This window comes from Paenibacillus sp. J31P190 (assembly GCF_059692075.1).
Genome location: NZ_JCAUAS010000007.1, coordinates 230,450 through 251,930 on the forward strand (window position 1 = coordinate 230,450; position 21,481 = coordinate 251,930).

Here is a 21,481-nt window from a genome sequence, read left to right on the forward strand (position 1 = left end):
AGCTCCTGACGGTTAGTACTGCTTCGCTATTTCCAGAAAACCCCGGTCGCTCCACTCTTTAATCACCAGTCTTCTAGAGGTCTTTCTTCGTATGTATTTGCCTGAATTGCCCCGGTGTAATCCCTTCATGCCGTTTGAACACCCGGATAAAGGTATTAGAATTCGTGAATCCCACCTTCTCAGAAATTTCAATTACGGTATCCTGAGTTTGCTGTAACAACATTTTAGCTTGTTCAACCCGCTTTGTATTTATATAATCAACAAAATTCATACCCGTGACTTCTTTAAAAATACTGCTCAGGTAAGAAGGCGATAAACCGATATTCTCCCCGAGAATTGTTAACGATACGTCCAAATGATAATTTTTCTCCACATAGTCTTTAATTTGATTGAATAAGGTATTATCCTGTCCCTGCTTCTTGTTTTGAATCCAGTCACTAATGTTCTGGAACATCCATTCAATAAACTCCTTCTTATCCTCCAAGCGTGAATGCTGATTGACTTCTTTATATAAATCAAAGGATTCGCTGAATACTTCTCCTGTCGTAGATAGGACTTCGTAAATCGTCCGGATTGCGGTGCCTACCAGAGCCTGAAACAGGTAAGTAATAATTTCCGGCGTTATCTCCCCTTGCTTTAAATTATCTCCCCATACTTTCTGCAAATGTTGATGTAAAGCCATATGGTTCCCGGTCTTCACACAGTTGATGATATGCTTCTCCACTTCTATCGAATAACTGAAGGAACTCTCGGGCAATTTGTTAACCTCATCAACAAAGATCACACTGCCTTCTCCCTTAACGATCTTGTACTGCAAAGCGGACAAAGCTTCTACATAAGATAGGGGCACCTCATCTACCGTGCTGTAAATATTGCCGATCCCCACCGTGAAAGTCCGAGAATGCTCCTGCACGAAGTAGGAGAGGACCTTTTGGATAAAATCGTGAATCACCTCCGGCTTCGGATTGGGATGATCAAGATTTAACAGGGAAATGATTTTGTCATTGCGCTTGCGGATCGATCGTACACCCAGATGTACGTCGTCCAGTTCACTAACCATCCCATCTACGATTTCCAGAATATCCCGGTAACGCAGATTGATTTTATCCTCTAGAGAAAAATCGACGGTTTCAAACACAATCACTTGATACGAATCGTAGTTGAACTCCAATTGAATTTCCTCTGCAAGCTGCTGCACGTTGGCCGACGATACTCTGCCATCCATGAGGTCATAGAGAAATTTTTGTTGAAGTGCCGGAAGTTTTTTTTCAAAAGAACCCCTTAAGCTTTGATTCTCATAATATACATAATTAATAATTCGATCGATAAATCCAAGTTCATCTTCCTTGGAATGATTGTTCTGGCTGGAGAGGGGGGTGCGGCCCAATACGTTGATATATCCGATAATTTTGTTGATGGGACGGTAAATTCGGTTGGTCAAAAAATAGGACATAATCAAGCCGCCTATCAGACAAATAATAGCCGTTACAAATGTAAATTGACGGATCGCATTTGCCTTTTCCGTGATAAAAGCCGTCGGTACCACGCTGATATATTTCCAGTCATTTACCTTCGATGAAGTAAACAAAATTTGATACGATTTACCCGCAATCGTCTGCTCCAGATAGCCTTCACCAGCACTGATTCCCCTAACTTTCTCTGTAATGGCCCCTTTGACAGAATTAATCAACTCATCCTGATCGCTGCGAATTTTGCTGTTAAAAACAACCTCTCCCTTGATGTCCAACGCATAGATGAAGGCCGGATAAGGATCACTGACGCCTTGAACCCTGTTGGAAAAATCATCCGTTTTGATATTCAGGTACAAAGCGCCCATAGGCTTGATTTCACTTAGAGGAACCGTCCGCGCAAATGTAATTACGGATGAGCTTATTCCATACGAGTTTGCTTGAAATCTGCCGATAGGTTTAAGCCCATGATGGTTTTGACTCGGACTTGTCCAATCTATTGACTGCCCGGTGTTGTAAATATTCTCATAATAATAATCAAGATTGTATTTGGATTCCTGATTCAATACGATCGGATAGCGGTAGAACTGGATCCATATATCCGAGATCAATGTATTCGCCTGCTTGACGCTTTTTAAATATTTTATAATATCAAGAAACAGCAATTGGTCAAGATCCCATGTGGTTTCCGATAAATACAGCGCCCGTCGGATCTGCGATTGAAGTGAAATCTGAAAGGACAAATTATCCAGAGAGGTCAATGTTTCATCAATGTTGTCTCTAGCCTGCTCGATATATTTATAGTTCGATTTCACTACTTCCTCAACGAGCAAAGAGGAGGATTGGGTATACGAAACATAACCAAATGCAAGAATAGCGATCAGAATGAAAATATTAAACAAAAACAACATTTTCACAAAGATACTCTTTTGTTTAAATACCTTTAAACTTTGCGGGATTAGTTTCAAAGCGTACCCTCCTTTTGAACAGTACCTTGCCTTGAGTCTGTATATCCAGCTAAATCTTTATTTGAGGAGGGTATAATTCTGTAGTCGGTATTATGTATCTAAAGGAGAAAGTGAATCTTTTATTTTCTTGAGTGCAATAAACCCTTAGGAACGTATGAGGTTATTATCGTATCCGCACGGACATTGATGGATACGAACAGCGAGTGATTTTTTGACGATTTCGCCGCAGTTTGAGCATCGCTGCGATGTCCCCGATGGATTCACTTGCACAACCTGACGACCGGCGCTTTCAGCCTTGTACGTCACGAATTGAACAAGCCCACTCCATCCTGCATCAACAATACTTTTTGCAGTGCGACGGTTCTTGACCATCCCTTTTATGTTAAAGCTTCGTTTATTTTGTAGGCAACATGAAATGATTATTCATATTTTTAAGACGAATTTCCTTTCTTCATTTAATTGTATACTTTTTATTGTCTTGCGTGCGCATTTGTTTTTATTAAAATATCAAAGTGCCCTTCCGGGCACTTTGATACATTATCCTTTTACTGAGCCGCCGGCCAAACCTTGAATCAAGAAGCGTTGCCGGGCTGGATATGAACCCGAATCAAGTTACAGGTGCAGGGTTGAATAATGCCAAATCGTTGTATAGTCCCCAATGATCCGCCCATGTTTTCTTGCGTCCGCTGGCGACATCCAGGATCAAGTGGAAGATTTCCCAGCCGATTTCCTCGATGGTGGCCTCTCCCGTTGCGATTCTCCCCGCATTCAGATCGATCAGATCATGCCATTGTTCCGCCAAAGAATTTCTTGTCGACACCTTAATCACCGGAGCGATAGCCAGACCGTAAGGCGTTCCTCTCCCCGTCGTGAACACCTGCAAGTTGATACCGGAGGCTAGCTGCAAAGTGCCGCATACAAAATCGCTAGCCGGCGTTGCAGCAAAAATCAGTCCTTTTTCGGCAGCCCTTTCGCCAGGGGATAGGACCCCGACAATCGGGCTGGTGCCTGATTTCACGATCGATCCGAGCGACTTTTCGACCACATTGGCGAGACCGCCTTTTTTATTGCCGGGTGTCGGATTGGCGCTTCGGTCGGATTGACCATTCTGCAAATAATCGTCATACCATTTCATCTCACGAATCAATGCCCGGCCGACTTCTTCGCTGGATGCCCGCGGTGTTAACAGATGAACGGCATCCCTCACTTCAGTGACTTCGGAGAACATGACCGTCGCTCCGGCGCGTACTAACAAATCGGCGGCATAGCCGACTGCCGGATTTGCCGTAACTCCTGAGAACGCATCGCTGCCACCGCATTGCAAACCGACGACCAAATCGGAAGCGGGGCAAGTGACGCGCATCCGGCGATTTAATCGATCGAGCCGGGCTTCCGCCATCTCCATGATCGATTTGACCATTGGAATAAATCCGTGATGCTCCTGCAAGGATATGATCTTACCTGAGTCCCCTTCCGGCACCAAACGTTCAGGGTTCAGCTTCTCGCAACCCAGTCCAACGACCATGAGCTCTCCGCCAAAGTTCGGGTTCTGGGCAAGATTTTGTATCGTGCGAATCGGAATAATCGCATCCGGTGCATTGATCGCAACCCCGCATCCATATGTATGCGTTAATGCTACGACATCCTCGACATTCGGATATTTCGGAAGCAGCTCCGCTTTGATTCTCTTTACCGTATATGCCAGTACGCCGGCGACGCACTGCACGCTGGTAGTAATCCCAAGAATATTTTTCGTTCCGACGCTGCCATTTGCATTCCGGTAACCCTTAAACGTATAGCCCTCAAGAGGAGGCAACAATGCCGGCACGTTGCTAGCTATCGATAGTTCCTCCAACCTCGGCGGTGTCGGAAGCTCAACCAACGATTCGTCGATCCAATTGCCTTTTGCAATCGGTTGAACGGCATGCCCGATCACTTCTCCGTAACGTATGATCGCTTCACCTTGATTGATATCGGTTAGCGCCACCTTATGTCCCTGAGGAACATGATTCGTTAGCTCAAGCCCACAAGAAAATACCGTTCCTTTAGGCAACCCGCCTTCATTGACAATAATCGCAACATTGTCGTTGGGATGTACTTTAATATAAAGAGGAGTTTCATTCCGCGTTTGTTTCAAAGACATGAGTATGACCTCCCTATCCGGATAAGTTAATCGATAAGAGCATCCCGATCACGATCGGCGTTTTTCTAGCTACAGATAAGGATTTTCCTCTCCTCAGCAAGTAATCGGAAATGACTCCCCCTAAGATCCCGCCCATAAATCCGCAAAGGGCTGGCAGCGAAGCGACAAATCCGGCTTTCAGAATGGACATCCCCCGTTCTTTAACCAGATAGACTGGAAACCAGGTGAGAAAGAAATAAGTAAGCGTATTTAAACAATACTGAGCCGTGTAGATACCTACCGTCATGCGGTTTGTCAGCAGCTGCTTCAAGTAGCCCCATTTCACTTCAGCGTTTTTCGCGCTTCCTTCTCTCGCCTGATCCAGATTCACCAAAGCTCCGCCTTGCTCCAGATAATCCAATTCCGCTTGATTCACCCGGGGATGATCTTTGGGGCCATAAATTGTCTTTACCCATACCCCACACAGCACAATCCCAATTAAACCCATAATTACAAATGCGGACTTCCAACCGTAAGAGCTGGTAAGCCAGCCCATGATTGGAGCAAAGATGACCGTAGCGAAATATTGAGCCGAATTGAAAATTGCCGATGCCATTCCGCGTTCCTTTGTCGGAAACCATGCCGATACGATTCTGCTGTTCGCTGGAAATGAAGGCGCTTCCGACAAACCGACCATGAAGCGTAGCACGAACAACATGGTTATTGCGATTCCTGTAGTGAAGAAACCGATAAAACCTTGCGTAATCGTAAAAAAGGACCAGAAAAAAATGCTGAGCGTATAGATCAACTTCGAACCGAAACGGTCGAGAAACCACCCGCCCGGCAATTGACCGATCACATAGGCCCACGAAAAAGCCGAGAACACATAACCCATGGAAACTGCATCCAAGCCAAGCTCTTTCGACATCGGTGTTCCCGCTATCGATATGACGGCGCGGTCGGCATAATTAATCGTCGTTATGACAAACAATACCATCAAAATCATATAGCGTACCTGGGTTTTTCCTGCAAACCCTATAGCTGAAGAAAGATGATTCGATACTTTAGTGCTATTGACATCCATCTCATTTTTCCTCCTTCATTTGTTTGCCTAACAACCTCAATCTCACCTCATTTACCATTTACAGCGCTTACATTCACATCGAAAAGCCTCCTCCGGACTTGTTATTTTCCCAAAAACATCGTAATCTGAATTTGTAATTAAGTAAAAGTTTAAATATTTAGATTTCTCTAAATAAATTTAAGAGTAAGGAGGCGAATTTTCTTCAAATGGATTTAAAACAGTTGGATTATATGATTAAGATAGCGGAAGAAAACAATATAACAAAAGCTGCGGAAAAACTTTTTATCACCCAATCTGCCTTAAACCAGCAGCTTTTAAGACTTGAGAAAGAACTGGGCACGCAGCTTTTCGTACGTTCAAGAAGCAATTGGCACCTGACGCATGCAGGGAAAATTTATGTCGAGAACGCGAAAGAAATCGTACGCATAAAAAAAGAAACGTACAACCGGATTAACGATATTCTTGAGATAAAAGAAGGAAAATTGATTGTTGGATTAACTCCGGAGCGCGGTATTAAGATGTTTGCGGCTATATACCCGATTTTCTACAAAAAATATCCGAATGTAAAAATTGAGCCTATTGAAATGCCTGTCAAAAAACAACAATATGAAATCTCTCAAGGTAATCTTGATATTGGATTTTTAACTTTGCAAAACTCCCAAAAAACGAATGATCACTATATCCATATCTGTTCTGAAAAGATTATTTTAGGTGTTCCAAATGCTCATCCTCTTGCGCATTTGGGAGGAAAGCTTGGCGAACCACTTCCTGAAATAAGCTTAAAGCGTTTTGAAAACGACTCCTTTGCCATTATGCAAAAAGGATCGACCCTTCGCGAAATCTATGATCATCTGCTCAACGAAGAAAACATCAGTCCTCACATTTTGTTGGAAACCAGAAGCTGTCAAACCTTATTCAAAATGGTTGCGGAGGGCATCTGCTGCTCCATATTTCCGATTACGTACGCCAAGCCCAACACGAACGTCTCCTATTTTTCGATCAAACAAAATCCGGAGTGGGAAGTAGCAGCTAGTTATAAAAAAGGCAGCTACCTATGCAATGTAGCCCATGATCTAATACGAATTTCTACGGATTACTGGATAAGAAAAATGATGAATTACGGATAATAAGCTTTTAAATAGGAGATTGTCCAAAAAATGGGGAGTTTTATCCATATCCAAGCTATTATCAAGCATACGACAAAAAGGAGCGACGAAGGATTACATTCGACGCCCCTTTTTGATCCATGGCTTCAATTCGTTAGATCAAAGTTATTGTAATAGTCCATCTACGTATATTGCTCTTTCCTATCGCTTATCCTTTCACTGAACCTGCCAGTCCGTTGACAAAAAACCTCTGGAACGTCAGATATACAGCGAGAATTGGAATAATTGAAATCAACACGGCAGCATTCAAAAGTGTGTAATCCGTTGAACGCTCTCCACGGAAGGCCATTAGCCCTGTCGTAATCGTTTTCATTGTATCCTTGGTAATGAAAATTTGTGCAAGCAGGAATTCATTCCAAGTCGCCATGAAGTCAAAAATGATCAGCGTCGCGATAGCAGGCATGGAAAGTGGAAGAATAACTTTGATAAACTTGCTCCAATCTCCGCAACCATCGATTAACGATGCCTCGTCTAATTCTTTCGGAATTGTTCTGAAGAAACCACGAAGGATTAAGATACCAAATGGAATTCCAAATCCAATATAAACCAAAATGATTCCAGGGTATGAGCCTACTAAGTTTACTTTGTTTAGAAATATGTTGAGCGGTACAAGCGTTGCCTGAATGGGGATCATCATACCGATTAGGAAAAGTGTAAAAATGGGATCGCTCCATTTGAAATTAAACCTTGTTAAGGCAAAAGCCGCTAGGGCTTCAATTAAAATTCCTAAGGGAACTTTAACCAAGCAAATTATAATCGTATTCTTCATGTACATACTTATTCTTCCCTGACCCCAGGCTTTCAGGAAGTTATCCCAGTGAAGTTCCTTCGGTATCGAGTAGAACGGGTAGTTTAATAAATCTGCGTTCGACTTGAGTGTAGTAAACGCTATAAAAACAACCGGTATCAAAAACAAAATTGACAGTACGACCTCACAAAAATGACGCTATAGATGGCAATATGGCTGTTTCCCGAAACCGCACAAACCGCTTCGCCTGTTGGGCAATCAATGAGTCATGCGTAATCAGAATAATCGTCCGACCTTGTGCATTTAATCTCTTTAAAATGTTTAAAATCTCCGCACCTGTCTTCGAATCCAGCGCCCCCGTTGGCTCATCCGCCAAGATGATCGGTGGATCCCCGGCCAACGTCCGTGCAATCGCTATGCGCTGTTGTTGCCCTCCAGACAGCTCCGAAGGAAAATGCTTCCTACGATCCAACAAATCCACGGCTTCCAGTGCCTGCAATACTAGCGGTTCACGCTGCTTCCTCGTCATTCCCCGATAAATTAGCGGCAACTCCACATTTTCATAGGCGCTTAATCTCGGCAGTAAGTTGAAGCTCTGAAAAACAAACCCGATCTTAGAATGTCTATCCAGCGGATGATTCGGTTCTGCAGCCGTACATTATTTGTCACCCAATATTCCCGATCACTCATCAATGTTCGCAACCTTTGAAAGACTGCAGCTTGCCGAGAGTAGTCATAGTAAAATCCTCGGCTGACCACGTCGGCAATGACAAGCGCATCCTTCGGATCATTCTTAGATGGACTATTGTCGCGATTCTCCTTGTTTCTTTTGGTGGTGGCCGGATTCACCATGACAACGTTTATGCCCTTGTCAGCAAGCCAATTAGCCAGGTTTGACCCGTAATGTCCAGTCGGCTCCATGCCAATGATAAGTCCCTTAAGTACGATGCCGCGAAAATTAGTCGCTTGTGCGACATGAGTTTCCTTCGCGATGTCAATGCCCACAACAAGATGAGAAGTGGTAATTCGTTCAATACGTTGATTTTGTCCGTCTGTTTGTTTAAACTTCATAGTGAGAGCGCCTCCTTGATGGTATTGGGTTGCAAACCCGTCGACAAACCCATCATACCGAGGGGCTCCTTTTTTGACAAAGGCTATTTCTTAGCCCTAACAGCATTCCGGTAGATGCTAAGATTTTGGCTTTGAAAAAAGCACAAGCGTCCCTGTATGATGGATCATGTCACCGCCAGTGACTAACAGACCCATAAGGAGGACGCCTTACTATGAAGTTTAAACAACGGTATGTACAAAATCAACGTATTGAAAGAATTACAACTCAGCATCTTGTAATCGGTATCGATATTGCCAAGGAAACACATGTTGCACGTGCGATCAATTTTCGTGGAATCGAGATTGGACGATACATTTCCTTTAGAAATTCCGATGACGGCTTTACGAAATTGCTGCATTGGTATCAGAAACTCCAAGAAAGTCACGGTTACACTTCCGTGCTTATTGGACTTGAACCAACAGGTCATTATTGGTATAGCTTAGCGGATTGGCTGACTGCCAGGCACATCGAACTGGTGCTGGTGAACCCGCTAACAACAAAGCGAAACAAGGAAAATCGAGATAATTCCCAGTCCAAAAATGATGTGAAAGACGCACTGGTGATCGCAGATGCCGTATGTCGCGGCTTTTACTCTCTCTACGCTCCAAATGAAGCGATATATCAACGTTTACGCACAATCATGAACAATCGGGAGTCCTGGTCGAAGGACCTTGCCCACATAAAAAATCGAATGTTTCGCTGGATAGACATCAACTTCCCTGAATATGGAAATATATTTAAGGATTGGACAATTCCGCGTTCGATTGCGACACTCAAGTCTTTTCCCTTACCGATAGATCTCAAGGCTCTATCCGCAGAGGAGATCATTACAGGTTGGCGGATGCATATGAAACGTGCCGGCGGTTCCAGCGGTCTACAGAAAGCGGCTCTACTTCTTGCTGAATCCCGTCGTTAATGGCCGTCGCCGCCGGCATCCACGATTAGTTTGTCCATGTTCCTCTCCTCTTGTCCTTTAAACTAAGCCATCTATGGCCACACAGGCCAGAATAAAGGCGCCCATTCCATGAAGGTCATTTTCACTGACCGGACGGGTAATATAATTTTGATAATCGCCTGCCGAAGTACCTATACAAATGTCCGGTACGACAAGACGACCCTCTTCATCAAAATAAACCCGCTCCGTCAAACCCCGGAAACCATGGCGCGCAGCTTCCAAGGCAGTTTCATCCACACATCCATGCTGAAACGCTTTTGCAATGGTATAAACGAATAAGCTGCTGCACGAGGTTTCCAACCAATTGTCCGGCAGATCCCCTTTATCCACTACCTGATACCATAATCCCGTCTTCTCATCTTGAAACCTGATAATACTGTGAACGAAGCGGTTCAGCACGAGCGCCAATTCCTGGCGGCCGGGATGATCCGCTGGCAATTCGTCAAGGAAATCAACCAGTGCCATGCCGTACCAGCCAAGAGACCTCCCCCAAAACTCAGGAGAACACCCGGTATCTGGATTCGCCCAAGGAAACTGTCGACTCTCATCCCAAGCATGATACAGAAGCCCTGTACGCTCATCCGACATATGCTTTCGCATTAAATGTTCCCAGTCAAGCACCATTTCTATCAGCTGTAGATCTCCGTACTTCCGTGCATAGATGACTGCAAAAACGCCGCCCATGTACAGTCCGTCCAGCCACATCTGGTAAGAATATTTATCCTTGTGCCAAAAGGCTCCCTCCGTTGTTCGGTTCAAGGTGTTGAACAGCTGGCGCAGCTTTTCCACCGCCACCCGATACCGCCGATCATCAAATTCTTCATCCAGCGTAAACAGAAGCAAACCGGTCATAATGGCATCCAGTTCATCTCGGGCAAAGAAAAAATTTCCATTCGAATCCACGAGGGAGTCGACATAACCCTTTGGATAGTTCAGGTATACGTCCTCCCCTGTTTTTTCCCAGACCTGCAGCATTCCGTATAAAAAAATACCCGCATGATAATGCCACCTTTTGGCAGGCGGCAGCTCCTCGGGTTTAAATTTGGTCATTAGGGAATCACAGGCGGCTTTAGCCCACTCGACGGGCGTTTGCGGTAACGTTTCTTTAATAAGACTCATGTAGATAAGCTCCTTTCGAGCAGCAATTATTCGAATAATCGTGTAAGAACGGGAAGCGGCTTCGGTTTCAATCCGGCCAGCTCATGGCATAACCACCGGATGAGAATCGCCTGCGTTCCCGCATTCATATCCCCTTCGACCAGCCCTAATCCAAGCGGAACGGCCACCGGCATTTCGGGATAATATTCGCCTTCTTTCACCTGTGCCACATTAGGGGCGGCAGGAGAATGGGCCAGTTCTCTGGAGAATCCGCCGTCGCGCTGCTTTAGCCTAGTCAGATTGGTCAGCGTAATTTCTGCGAGTTCTCTCATATCCTCTGCCGGAATATTCAGCTTCATGGAAGACAGCAGATTGATCGGATTGCGTATGTAGCACATGTCCTTTGCATCGTCGTTCCGAAGTGTAAATTTGATGCTTTGGTACATCTCACTGACCCTCGGAAGCGGAATTTGAAACCTGTTATAAAACGTATGCAGCTTGAAGGTCCCCGAAATCCGGACATACCAACCTCCCTCTCCCCATAGCCCTGTATGTCGGTCTTGAATGGAATCGAAATAGTCAAACGCCTCTTTAAGAAATGGTTCCCGTTCCTCTTTTGTCAATTGTCCAAGGTAAGGAGCGGAATTACACAGCCGATCGCATCCACGCCAACTGTTGGCTAGACTGATGCTTCGAAGCCATTCTCCGTAAACTTTTGGAGACATCATATATGAAGGTGATGCTTGTCGTTCCTTCGATAAGGGGTAAAGCGGAGCCCCTCCGAGTTTAGCCATGGAATGAAGGCTGTAGCCGATGGCCCTGCCCACCATAACGTCGTCCAATCGCATGTTAGGGTCTTCATCATAGAAATTTCCGGATTTCGGATCCTGTTTCGCTTGATAAAAGCGTACCATACGTTCTTTGCGTTCCGGACTCAGTTTCTCCAAAATCCCGCAGCGCTCCATAATGTTGACGGCCTGCGACGTAGATTCTATGTCAGGCGTGAATGACCCTGATTCCTTAGAGCTTCGTGCGTAGTAGAAGCCCCCAGTTGTCTTGTCATACTGTCCTTCGAGCCATTCAAAGAAACCTTCGAATACCCCATCCATTTCCTTTAAAATGTTCTCGATGCTTCGGTTCAACTCAAATCCTCCCCACTCTTTGGACCGATTAGCCGGTATCGGAATCGACGGAATACCGCCGTTCCGTCACCTACGGCATCAAGCCCTATTCGTAAGCTGAGGAAACCGCCCAGCGTATTATGATGCAAACCGGAAGCGTCCACAGTTTTATCATATCGGTTCCAAATGATACCATCCTCGCTGTAATAAAAAGTAACGATATTAGCTTGATTGCGAATACGTAAAAAGGTGCTGCTCCCCTGCACCGGGATGGACCTGTAGCTCTTAAAACTGCGGAAATGGCGGATTCCGGACGTCGAAACTCCTAGACCAAGCTGGGCTTCGTCGTTATAGTAAAGTACGAGCCGACCCTCCGCCTCGCCGGTGGAGGCAATTTCTACCGTTACCTCATAGCTCTCGTCACCCGTCATATACAAAAGTGGTGAACCCTTTTCTTTTTCCTGTCGACCTACCGTAACAAGTGCTCCGTCTGAAACCCGAAAACGCTCCTCAGGAGGATGGCCGTTGCACTGCCACTGAAACCCCAACTTAATCCCGGTAAAGTCGTCCTCCATCGGCATTCCGCTATCAGGCTCCGACCTCATCTTCATTACCGTACCTGATGGTTTAAACCAGCCATCCTCCGTAAACTCGACTGGCTCAATCAGCGTTTGCCTGCCTAATGTATGGAAGCTGTTCAGATAACCGTGATAGACCATCCACCAATCTCCGTCCGGGGTATCGATCAAAGAGGCGTGTCCTTTGGACCACCAATGCTCATCCCGAGATAACGTTCTTACAATCGGATTATAAGGCGAATGCTCCCAAGGCCCCCAAGGGTTAACGGAACGTGACGATACGGCCATATGACTGGTAGGCGGACCAGCCGTCCCTCCCTCTGCAACGGTTAAATAATAGTAACCATCGCGGTATGTCACCTTTGGACCCTCCATACTGAAAGCCTCGACCACCCAATCCTCCGGGTAATTCCAACCTTCATAGACGTGTCTGGGCGATTCAATCACTGACAGTCCGTCCGGTGCCAGCTCCACAAAATCCCCGCCGGAGAGATGCAGATAACGCTTGCCGTCCGGTGCCGCAATATGTCCCGGATCGATGCCTCTGATCTTAAGATCAATGGGTTCGCTCCATGGTCCTAAAGGCGACGGTGCTGTGATTACCCAATTCGTCCGGTTTGCGGGGAAATAGATATAATAAGTACCATTGTGCTCTGCAAAATCAGGTGCCCATACATCCCCGACATACTGATGGAGGGCAGCAGAAACCGGCTTCCAATTGATCAAATCCCGTGAATGCCAAATAAGCAGTCCAGGCAAATACTTGTAAGAAGTATGCGTCATATAATAATCACCGCCGACCCGAATAACCGATGGATCCGCGTAGTTCCCTCTCACTGCTTGCAAAGGGTACGAGCTTGTTTGCTTCATCAATGAAAGCCTCCCGATTTCAATTACCCCTTAACGGAGCCTACTAAAGCGCCTTTAGCGAAATATTTCTGCAGGAACGGATAAACAATAAGGATCGGCAAAGTGGAAACCACAATAACGGCCATTTTTATCGTTTGCTCCGGCGGCTTGACGAACTCGTTGCTCGTATCAGCAGCCATGCCGCTTGCCGCAATTACAATTTGGCGCAGCAGAACTTGAATCGGCCATTTGTCCGCATCATTCATGAACATAATCGCCCCGAAGTAAGAGTTCCAGTAGTTAACAGCGTAGAATAAAGAAATCGTAGCCAGAGCCGGCATCGATAGTGGCAGAACGATCCGGAATAGAATGCCAAAATCCCCGCAGCCGTCGATCTTGGCCGATTCCTCTACCCCGTCAGGCAAGCCCTGGAAGAAGCTCCGTAATATAATCAGGTTGAAAGCGCTGATCGCTCCAGGAAGTATTAAAGACATATACGTATCGATTAATCCAAGGTTCTTCACGATCAGGAAGGAAGGAATCAAGCCGCCGTGGAACAGCATCGTGAACACAATCATCAGATTCATCGTTTTGCGGCCATCCAAATCCCTTCTCGTAAGGCCGTAGGCCATCATTGAAGTGAGAATCATGCTGATCAGCGTGCCCACGACGGTAACGCCGATGGATACCCCCATGGCTTTGAACAGTGTGTTCGTTGAAAAAATATATCGATAGGAATCAAAAGTAAAAACGGTCGGGAACAGGACAAACGGTTTGCGTGCCATCTCTTCCGCAGTCGTAAACGACCCCATCACCACGTGAAGGAACGGAAGCAGCATCAAAATAGCGATAAGGCTAAGCAAAAGGATGTTGAAAAGATCAAACATCTTGCCGGCGAATGTTTTATCTGTAACCATAGTTAGTCCTCCTTCATATGTAGCGGTTCTTAATAAACACCGTCTTCGCCGAATTTCTTCGCCAGCCAGTTGGATCCTACCACGAGGGCAAAGCCGATGACAGATTTGAACAAGCCGACGGCGGTACTGAAGCTGAACTGCCCCTGTTTTAATCCTGCCGTATATACAAACGTATCCAGAATCTCCGCGACGTCTTTGTTCATGGAGTTGAGGAGCAGATAGATATGTTCAAAGCTGGTATCCAGCACATTTCCAATTTTGAGAATCAACAGCACAACAATAACATTGCGGATGCCTGGGAGCGTGATGTGCCAGATTTGCCGGAATCGACCGGCTCCGTCCATACGTGCCGCCTCATAAAGGCCGGGGTCAATAGACGCCATTGCCGCTAGGAAAACGATGGTTCCCCAACCCGCTTCCCTCCATATCACTTGCAGAACATACATGGGATAAAACCATTCCGAGTTCATCAAGAAGTTGACAGGCTTTAAGCCAAGGGTAGCCATAAGTTCGTTAATAATCCCTCCGTCCATGGTCAGCATGACGAAAGAGATGGACACAATAATGACCCATGAGAGGAAATGCGGAATATAAACAATCGTCTGAACAAGCCGTTTGAAGTAACCGTTCGCTACTTCATTCAGCATGACCGAAAGAATAATGGGTATTGGGAAATAGAACAGGATATTGACCACGAACACAATCAGTGTGTTCTTAAAGATCTGCCAAAACCCAGGATCGGTAAACAACCGACGAAAGTGTTCCAGCCCAACCCACTCGCTTCCCAAAAAACCTTTGTAAGGCTGATAGTCTTGGAATGCGATGACGAGTCCAGCCATGGGAATATATTTGAAAATAATAAAATATAAAAAGCCTGGTAAAACCATCAGATAGATATATTTGTTCCGGAGAACCCGCTTCCAGAACGTATTTTTCGCCTTTGAGACCGATGCCAGCTCCGCCCGAGCAGCTATATGGTTCATGATGTGGGCCTTCCTTTCTTGTTGAAAGATAAGGCCGCTGAGTCTTTCAGCAGCCTCCACCTTTTAACGCTGATTATTTTCCACCGTTATTCTTGAACTGCTCATTAAACTCGTCGATAATTTTTTGACCGCCATCATTTTGCCACTTCTTCACTGCCGACTGGAAGCCTGCCTCGTCAATTTTGTTCATGATGAACTGGTAAGTGGCGTCTTTAATTTGATCCTGGAGCCGGGCTCCCTTTTCATTGAATGCTTTGGAGTCCAAGGATACTGTAGGGTCCGTTACCATAAATTTAACTGCTTCGTTCGAAAGATTGTTGGCTTTCTCAAAAACAGGCAGTGAGAAGAAGGCAGGTGTGATGTTCGTTGTCTCGTACAGTGCCATGTTCAGATATGGTCTTACTTCCTTCTCAATCAGTTTGCTGTCCGTGGAAGGAACTGCTTTGCCATCTTTCATCGTATAATGCTCATCCTTGAGTCCGTACTTGAGCAGGTCGGCTATTTCAGGAGAATAGAATTTATCCATGACACCAAGGATGGTCTTCAAATCCTGTTCGGATTTAATGGAAGATTTCGGGAAAAGGACAACGGTTCCGTAGCCTGAAAGCCCCCAAGTAACGCTCTTGCCGTCAACGCCCTGAATCTCATTGGTTACCTCGTACTGCGCTTCCGGTACATTTTTCGCTGTTTTCTCTTGAAATCCTTTGACATCGCCCATCGTCCCAATATAGAGTCCTGAACGGCCGGTGTACATCAGGTTCTGCTGATCTGTTTTGCTCGTAACCGGGAAGTCCTGGTTGATCAGGCCTTCATCGCGGAGCTTCTTCATAAACTTCATCGTGTCAAGGTATCCCTTGGTCATGAAATCTGGGACTAACTTGCCGTCTTGAGTTCCCCAGCCATTCGGTGTTCCGAAGTACATGGAGAGCGTTTTGAAGGCTCCGTACACGAGATCGTTACGGTCAGAAATGGGGATCGTTTTGCCACCGCCGGCCAAATCCGCTTCTTTGAACTTCTTCAACATGTTGTATAGTTCGTCTACCGTTTTTGGCGCGGAGAGTCCAAGCTTATCGGCCCAGTCCTTTCGGTAGATCAAGCCAGCGCGAGCCGGTTGTCTTTCCTGGTAGAGCGAGTAAATTTTCCCGCTAACGGCTGTATTATTTTGGATTTTCTGATTCAAGCTCTTGAGATTCGGATAATCCTTCAAGTAAGGACCAACTTCCCAAAACTGGTTATTCTTGATGGCATCGCGCATGAGGATAAAGGAAGCCGCGTTCTTCAAGTAAACAACCTGGGGGAGGGAGCCCGTTGCAAATGCAGCTTGGAACTTCTCATCATAAGAGCCGTCCGGTACCCATTGAATGTCCAGTTCGGAATTTGTTTTTTGCTCAAGAACCTTCTCAAGCTTATCGGAAGGAACCTCGGTTGTTTGCAAATCGGCCATGATACTGATCTTGACCGGACCCTTCGGTGCTTCACTTGTTGCTTTCGCTGCTTCGGAACCTGTGTCTGTTTTACTGGCGCATCCGGCCAGCATGGAAACCGCCGTCAGTGCGGAAAGGATAATGGCGACTTTCTTCTTTGTCATCTTGTGGACCTCCTTGAAATGGTGGTGATGGATGTTGATGGCTTTATCATAATGACAAGCGCGGGTTACGTATATAATCATGAGATTTGTCTGTGATTTTACAGGTGATATCTAGTCTTTTATAATCTGATGATTATTTTTGATTTGAAGTGATTATTGCCATCCAGTCCTATTTAAGGAATAAGCGCGCTATTTAGGCAAAAAGTGTAGTTTTGGCAGCGAAGGGGAACTACAGGGACTTATTACAGACAAACTGCGGTGGAGCGAACTTCTCTTGCTATCACTCGCTCGGATAGATACCAATCCGCCATCATCTCGTCTGTAAAGATGAAAAATATCGTTACAGACACGATTTCACTTCCCCCTCGCGATTGTAACGATGAAAAATATCTTTACAGCTTGAATGTACAGTATTCTAAGGGATGGTAGCTGAAAAAAAGAGTTCTTTGTACGTTTTCCAATACTGACGTTGACGAACCTAGCCAAAAGGAGATCTCTCGTGCCTCAGAAAACTTATACTTTATTAAACTTTTAAAAAAACGGCCATATAAAACTCATCAAACGAGCTTTATAAGGCCCTATTCGTAATTATTGCTCTTTCACCCGGAACCAGTCGACGTCCACATAACCTCCCCCGGGTTGCCCTTGCTGTTGTAAACAAAATAATCCGAGCTTCGCACCGACCCAACCGCCCGGCACCGCGATGAAGCGGTCACCGATCGGTACGAAGTGGTCGCCATCCACACTATATGCGAACGAACACTCCGCCTCCAGCACAATAGATACTTTGAAATAAACGGTGCTCACACCAGTCGGGAGTTCAATTTTCTCCAATATCTCTTCTTCCGAGCCTTCCTTACTTCCCCTTCCCTGAACATAAGTAAGCAGGACCTGCTCATCCGCTTGACTCATCGCGATATAACGATATTCATGACCAAATACAGTAAAACCGGCTCGATCCCATGCTGTTCCTGGTCCGAACGTCAGCTTTGCCGTCGCAGTGAATGCTGGGGCCGGAAGCTTCTGACAAAGCACGTTCGGCGTTTGATAAAGCGTCGACACGCCAATCGGCAGAGGCTCGGCATATAAACGGAGCTTACCTGGGCTATCTTTTAAGGAATACCAAGATGTCTTCCAATTCGCCTGCCACTGCCATTGCAGACCCAGAAACGGCGATTCGAATTCATCGCTAGTAGAAGGAACAGTAATCGGCCAATCCCGCCCAACATCAGGCTTCTTATGCACCAACACAGGCTCTCCGATCCCATCATCGTTCGAATCGATGCCCATCTCAGGCCAGTCGTTCTCCCAACGGATCGGCTGTAGGTGGACGATACGCCCGTATGCTTCCCGATCCTGAAAGTGGACGAACCACGACTCCCCGGAACTCAATTCGACGTAACCGCCTTGATGAGGTCCATTAATCGCAGTGTCTCCTTGATGAAGTACAATTCTGTCCTCATAAGGTCCCGTAATGCTTCTGGAACGAAGTATCGTCTGCCACCCGGTAGGAACACCCCCAGCAGGCGCAAAAATATAGTAATATCCGTTGCGTTTATACAATTTTGGTCCTTCCATTGTCGGATGGTCAGCTTCCCCATCAAAAATGACCTCACCATCGTCCAGCAGACCTTTGCCGTCCGCACTCATACGGCACAGCTTAAGCTTATGCTTGATTCCGGTTCGGCTTTTCGCAAATGCATGTATTAAGTAAGCCTCACCATCCTCGTCCCAGAATGGACACGGATCGATCCAGCCCTTGACCTCCTTCACCAAATGAAGAGGGGACCACGGTCCTTTCGGATCCTCCGCAGTCGTCATGTAGATACCCTCATCCGGTGCGCTGAAGTAGATCCAAAACTTACCGTCATGAAACCGTATGCTGGGAGCCCATACGCCATCCCCATGCCGCACCACACTGTCATAACCGCCGGGCAGCCGGTCCACGGCATGTGCGATGATCTGCCAGTTGACAAGATCTTTGGAATGAAGAATCGGCAATCCGGGTGAACTGTTGAAGCTCGATGCTGTCATATAAAAATCTTCACCGACGCGAACTACGTCCGGGTCCGAATAATCGGCGTAAATTACCGGATTCCTGAAGTTACCGTTTCCCAGATCAGCTGGCCAAATGTAAGTGTTATCTTGATTTCTTACTATTTTCGTTTCCATTTTTGTTTCCCCTTTCGATTTCACCTGTGCTACTATGTACAAATAAGAGATCGAAACCGCTTTAGTTAATGAAAGGACCCTCCCCATGAATGAACGAATCGGACAAAAGTTTACGACCCATGACCAGCTTTTCGCCATTCAGCAACTTCAGCAAACGGGCTATTCCATCATGCCTCGCCCGCATGTACATACAGGTTTTGAACTGTATTATTTGCTGCAAGGCGAACGTATCTACTTTATAAACGGTAAGGTATTCACTGCTCAAAAGGGCGATATGGTTATCGTCATTCCGGGCGATTTGCACTCGACGGCAAGCTCCCAGGTCGAGCACGTGGAGAGAGTGCTCGTTCATTTCGATTCCGAATTCATTCCACAGCCCGACCGTCCAGTGCTGAAGCTTCCCCCTTTTCTCCGATCCACGCTTCTGCGCGTTCCGCTAAAAGAGCAGGCAGAGCTAGAGAATTCGCTTCTATACATGCTTTCCGAGTTCAAGGAGCATCAAGCCTTTTACGAATCCTATACCAGGCAGCTTCTGATCGGCCTGCTCATCCGCCTGCACAGGATCAGCTCATTTGCCGATAATTCAGCCGAATCTCAGCATCCGATGCACCAAAAGGTTTCCGAAATAACGGCTTATATTCATGACCGTTGCAGCGAGCCGATTACACTTGAGCAGCTATCCGCGAACTTCTATATCAGTCCGTCATATTTAAGCCGTGTTTTCTTGAAGCTAACTGGCTTACATGTAAGCGAATATATCCGAATCATTCGCGTACGTGAAGCTCAAAAGCTGCTGAGAACAACGACAGACAAAATTCAGAAGATCGCCGAGCATGTCGGCTTCGAGCACATTTCCCATTTTAATAAAACGTTCAAAAAGATAAGCGGCTGCTCGCCGTTGCAATATCGGAAGCAGCACGTCAGAAGTTAAGCTGGGAATAAACCTCATCTTTCCCTTCCCATTCAATTCCTTCTGTCCTCTCCCCCGTTACGACCAGTAGGGAATCGAATTCTTGCGCTCCTGCTACGGTTAAGTCTTTAATGCTAACACCTTGCGCTTGGTGAAGTCTTATCGGCGGGCCTTGTCGAAGCTTCAGATCGACCCCCTCAAGCAGCAACCGCTTGACGTTATGGCAAACGACGCCTTGCACCGAGGAAACGCGATAATTGCGCAGGGTGACATCCTCCAATGGCATTTCAGCCAGACCATTGATAAGGAAAGCCTTATCCGCGCCGGCGCAATCGATATCGGTTATGATAATTTGCCGGAAAACCGGTGTTTGTTCCGATATGGGATGCATCTCCTCTTGTGCCGAACCAGACCCTTCTACACCCTCGTAAAACAAATGGAAGGAGATGGCCTCCCCTACGATATCCGTCATGCGAATGCGATCGATCCTTATACGCTCAACGATGCCACCGCGTCCTCTTGCGCTTTTGAAACGCAGGCCAATATCGGTTCCGATAAACGTGCAATCCGTGACATGGATATCGCTGACGCCGCCCGACATCTCGCTTCCGATAACGAAGCCCCCATGCCCATGATAAACCGTACATCGACGTATCGTCACATACTGGGTCGGCATGCCAAGCGCTCGCCCCGCTTCATCCTTACCTGATTTGATACAGATGGCATCGTCACCGACATCGAAAGTACAGTCCTCTACCAACACATAGCGGCACGAGTCTACATCCAAGCCGTCTCCATTCTGAGCAAACCAGGGATTTCGCACATTGACCCGGCGTATCGTAATATGCTCAGATGCCCAAGGATGCAGGTTCCATGCAGCAGAGTTTTGGAACGTGGCTCCTTCCAGCAAAATACGGCTGCACCGACGGAAGCTAAGCAGATTTGGACGCAAATATTCACGTGCTGGCAAATAAGCCTGCGGATCCTGCTCACCTGATTGAATGAGCTTCTCAACTAGTTCTGATCCCTGCATGGCAGCTGCTGAAGGCCACCAAATGCCCGCTGATTCATCGATGACCCCGCCGCTATTCTGGAGGCGATTCCAATCTTTCTCCGTCATCTTCCACTTCTTTACAGGGCGCCAAGCTTCCCCTCCGCCATCGAAAATACCTTCACCGGTAATAGCAATATCCTCCAACCCCTCTGCATCCAGCGGAGATTGACAGCGTACGACCGGCTTTCCTTCAAATTGCGAGTGCAGCAGCGGATAATCCTCGAAACGCTTGCTGAACAATACAGTAGCTCCTGCCTCCGCATGCAGCTCCAGTCTGCTCGTCAGCTTAAGCGGCCCGGTCAACCACAACCCGGCAGGAATAATTAGCCTCCCGCCCCCGGCTTCAGCTACCTCCTGAATCGCCGATCGGAACGCCTCCGAGTTATCCGTTTGCCCGTCTCCGACAGCGCCAAAATCGGTCAAAGTAAACGTAAGGTCCGGAATACGAGGAAGTATCACCTCCGGCATTGCGCTGTTTGGTTGTTTTACAATTTCCGTTTGATTCATCTAACAAACCCCTTCCTGTACAACCCTAATCACACTTCAAATTATAGAGCATATTATCACTCATTTTCTTGCTATATCCAT

Annotated in this window: 15 protein-coding genes and 3 pseudogenes; 3 read left to right on the forward strand and 15 right to left on the reverse strand. The window is 46.4% G+C overall.

Features of this window, described 5'->3' with window-relative positions:
- Positions 1-73 precede the first annotated feature (73 nt).
- From AC58U0_RS15705 to AC58U0_RS15720, 4 genes and pseudogenes are all read right to left on the reverse strand, one after another.
- Complete coding sequence (locus tag AC58U0_RS15705) at positions 74-2,437, reverse strand: helix-turn-helix domain-containing protein (protein WP_497379878.1); 2,364 nt, start codon at positions 2,435-2,437, stop codon at positions 74-76.
- A 144-nt stretch (positions 2,438-2,581) separates the two neighbouring features.
- The gene (locus AC58U0_RS15710) at positions 2,582-2,809 is read right to left on the reverse strand and encodes a zinc ribbon domain-containing protein (RefSeq protein ID WP_497379879.1); all 228 of its coding nucleotides are present in this window, start codon (positions 2,807-2,809) and stop codon (positions 2,582-2,584) included.
- Between the two features lie 235 nt (positions 2,810-3,044).
- Positions 3,045-4,580, reverse strand: coding sequence for a galactarate dehydratase (gene garD / locus AC58U0_RS15715; protein WP_497379880.1), 1,536 nt, complete (start codon positions 4,578-4,580; stop codon positions 3,045-3,047).
- A gap of 22 nt (positions 4,581-4,602) precedes the next feature.
- Positions 4,603-5,643 (reverse strand): annotated as a pseudogene (locus AC58U0_RS15720) (MFS transporter); the annotation flags it as partial.
- 206 nt (positions 5,644-5,849) lie between these two features.
- Between AC58U0_RS15720 and AC58U0_RS15725 the strand changes: the two are divergent.
- Positions 5,850-6,770, forward strand: coding sequence for a LysR family transcriptional regulator (locus AC58U0_RS15725; protein WP_497379881.1), 921 nt, complete (start codon positions 5,850-5,852; stop codon positions 6,768-6,770).
- Positions 6,771-6,957: 187 nt separating this feature from the next.
- Here the strand turns inward: AC58U0_RS15725 and AC58U0_RS15730 are convergent, their stop codons facing one another.
- The 3 genes and pseudogenes from AC58U0_RS15730 to AC58U0_RS15740 all read right to left on the reverse strand — a co-directional run.
- Complete coding sequence (locus tag AC58U0_RS15730) at positions 6,958-7,584, reverse strand: carbohydrate ABC transporter permease (protein ID WP_497379882.1); 627 nt, start codon at positions 7,582-7,584, stop codon at positions 6,958-6,960.
- A 157-nt stretch (positions 7,585-7,741) separates the two neighbouring features.
- Positions 7,742-8,182, reverse strand: a pseudogene (locus tag AC58U0_RS15735) (ABC transporter ATP-binding protein); the annotation flags it as partial.
- Positions 8,176-8,628: pseudogene (locus tag AC58U0_RS15740) on the reverse strand (IS110 family transposase); the annotation flags it as partial. The pseudogenes AC58U0_RS15740 and AC58U0_RS15735, both read right to left, overlap by 7 nt.
- A gap of 212 nt (positions 8,629-8,840) precedes the next feature.
- Between AC58U0_RS15740 and AC58U0_RS15745 the strand changes: the two are divergent.
- On the forward strand, positions 8,841-9,584 hold the full coding sequence (locus tag AC58U0_RS15745) for an IS110 family transposase (RefSeq protein ID WP_497379883.1): 744 nt from the start codon (positions 8,841-8,843) through the stop codon (positions 9,582-9,584).
- Positions 9,585-9,641: 57 nt separating this feature from the next.
- Here AC58U0_RS15745 and AC58U0_RS15750 read toward each other — a convergent pair whose 3' ends face one another.
- From AC58U0_RS15750 to AC58U0_RS15780, 7 genes are all read right to left on the reverse strand, one after another.
- Positions 9,642-10,742, reverse strand: a complete 1,101-nt coding sequence (locus AC58U0_RS15750) for a glycoside hydrolase family 88/105 protein (protein ID WP_497379884.1) — start codon at positions 10,740-10,742, stop codon at positions 9,642-9,644.
- Positions 10,743-10,768: 26 nt separating this feature from the next.
- The gene (locus AC58U0_RS15755; protein ID WP_497379885.1) at positions 10,769-11,863 is read right to left on the reverse strand and encodes a hypothetical protein; all 1,095 of its coding nucleotides are present in this window, start codon (positions 11,861-11,863) and stop codon (positions 10,769-10,771) included.
- A complete protein-coding gene (locus AC58U0_RS15760; RefSeq protein ID WP_497379886.1) occupies positions 11,860-13,290 on the reverse strand; it encodes a family 43 glycosylhydrolase in 1,431 nt (476 codons plus the stop codon). The genes AC58U0_RS15755 and AC58U0_RS15760 overlap by 4 nt, the downstream gene beginning before the upstream one ends.
- A 23-nt stretch (positions 13,291-13,313) precedes the next feature.
- On the reverse strand, positions 13,314-14,186 hold the full coding sequence (locus AC58U0_RS15765; RefSeq protein WP_307553963.1) for a carbohydrate ABC transporter permease: 873 nt from the start codon (positions 14,184-14,186) through the stop codon (positions 13,314-13,316).
- 29 nt (positions 14,187-14,215) lie between these two features.
- The gene (locus tag AC58U0_RS15770) at positions 14,216-15,169 is read right to left on the reverse strand and encodes an ABC transporter permease (protein ID WP_497379887.1); all 954 of its coding nucleotides are present in this window, start codon (positions 15,167-15,169) and stop codon (positions 14,216-14,218) included.
- A gap of 73 nt (positions 15,170-15,242) precedes the next feature.
- Entirely contained in the window at positions 15,243-16,757 is a 1,515-nt protein-coding gene (locus AC58U0_RS15775; RefSeq protein WP_497379888.1) for an extracellular solute-binding protein, read from the reverse strand.
- A 588-nt stretch (positions 16,758-17,345) separates the two neighbouring features.
- Positions 17,346-18,929, reverse strand: coding sequence for a glycoside hydrolase family 43 protein (locus AC58U0_RS15780; RefSeq protein WP_497379889.1), 1,584 nt, complete (start codon positions 18,927-18,929; stop codon positions 17,346-17,348).
- A gap of 85 nt (positions 18,930-19,014) precedes the next feature.
- On the opposite strand from AC58U0_RS15780, the gene AC58U0_RS15785 reads away from it, so the two are divergent.
- Positions 19,015-19,860 carry an AraC family transcriptional regulator gene (locus tag AC58U0_RS15785; protein WP_497379890.1) on the forward strand — a complete coding sequence of 282 codons (846 nt, stop codon included), beginning with the start codon at positions 19,015-19,017 and terminating at the stop codon, positions 19,858-19,860.
- Here AC58U0_RS15785 and AC58U0_RS15790 read toward each other — a convergent pair.
- The gene (locus AC58U0_RS15790; protein ID WP_497379891.1) at positions 19,850-21,400 is read right to left on the reverse strand and encodes a glycoside hydrolase family 28 protein; all 1,551 of its coding nucleotides are present in this window, start codon (positions 21,398-21,400) and stop codon (positions 19,850-19,852) included. The two genes, AC58U0_RS15785 and AC58U0_RS15790, sit on opposite strands and share 11 nt — an antisense overlap.
- Positions 21,401-21,481: the final 81 nt, after the last annotated feature.

Bases quoted from the DNA above. Each gene is read 5' to 3' on its own strand.
- AC58U0_RS15710 (WP_497379879.1), bottom strand. From the start codon at position 2,809: ATGGTCAAGAACCGTCGCACTGCAAAAAGTATTGTTGATGCAGGATGG.
- garD (WP_497379880.1), bottom strand. From the start codon at position 4,580: ATGTCTTTGAAACAAACGCGGAATGAAACTCCTCTTTATATTAAAGTA.
- AC58U0_RS15725 (WP_497379881.1), top strand. From the start codon at position 5,850: ATGGATTTAAAACAGTTGGATTATATGATTAAGATAGCGGAAGAAAAC.
- AC58U0_RS15730 (WP_497379882.1), bottom strand. From the start codon at position 7,584: ATGTACATGAAGAATACGATTATAATTTGCTTGGTTAAAGTTCCCTTA.
- AC58U0_RS15745 (WP_497379883.1), top strand. From the start codon at position 8,841: ATGAAGTTTAAACAACGGTATGTACAAAATCAACGTATTGAAAGAATT.
- AC58U0_RS15750 (WP_497379884.1), bottom strand. From the start codon at position 10,742: ATGAGTCTTATTAAAGAAACGTTACCGCAAACGCCCGTCGAGTGGGCT.
- AC58U0_RS15760 (WP_497379886.1), bottom strand. From the start codon at position 13,290: ATGAAGCAAACAAGCTCGTACCCTTTGCAAGCAGTGAGAGGGAACTAC.
- AC58U0_RS15765 (WP_307553963.1), bottom strand. From the start codon at position 14,186: ATGGTTACAGATAAAACATTCGCCGGCAAGATGTTTGATCTTTTCAAC.
- AC58U0_RS15770 (WP_497379887.1), bottom strand. From the start codon at position 15,169: ATGAACCATATAGCTGCTCGGGCGGAGCTGGCATCGGTCTCAAAGGCG.
- AC58U0_RS15775 (WP_497379888.1), bottom strand. From the start codon at position 16,757: ATGACAAAGAAGAAAGTCGCCATTATCCTTTCCGCACTGACGGCGGTT.
- AC58U0_RS15780 (WP_497379889.1), bottom strand. From the start codon at position 18,929: ATGGAAACGAAAATAGTAAGAAATCAAGATAACACTTACATTTGGCCA.
- AC58U0_RS15785 (WP_497379890.1), top strand. From the start codon at position 19,015: ATGAATGAACGAATCGGACAAAAGTTTACGACCCATGACCAGCTTTTC.
- AC58U0_RS15790 (WP_497379891.1), bottom strand. From the start codon at position 21,400: ATGAATCAAACGGAAATTGTAAAACAACCAAACAGCGCAATGCCGGAG.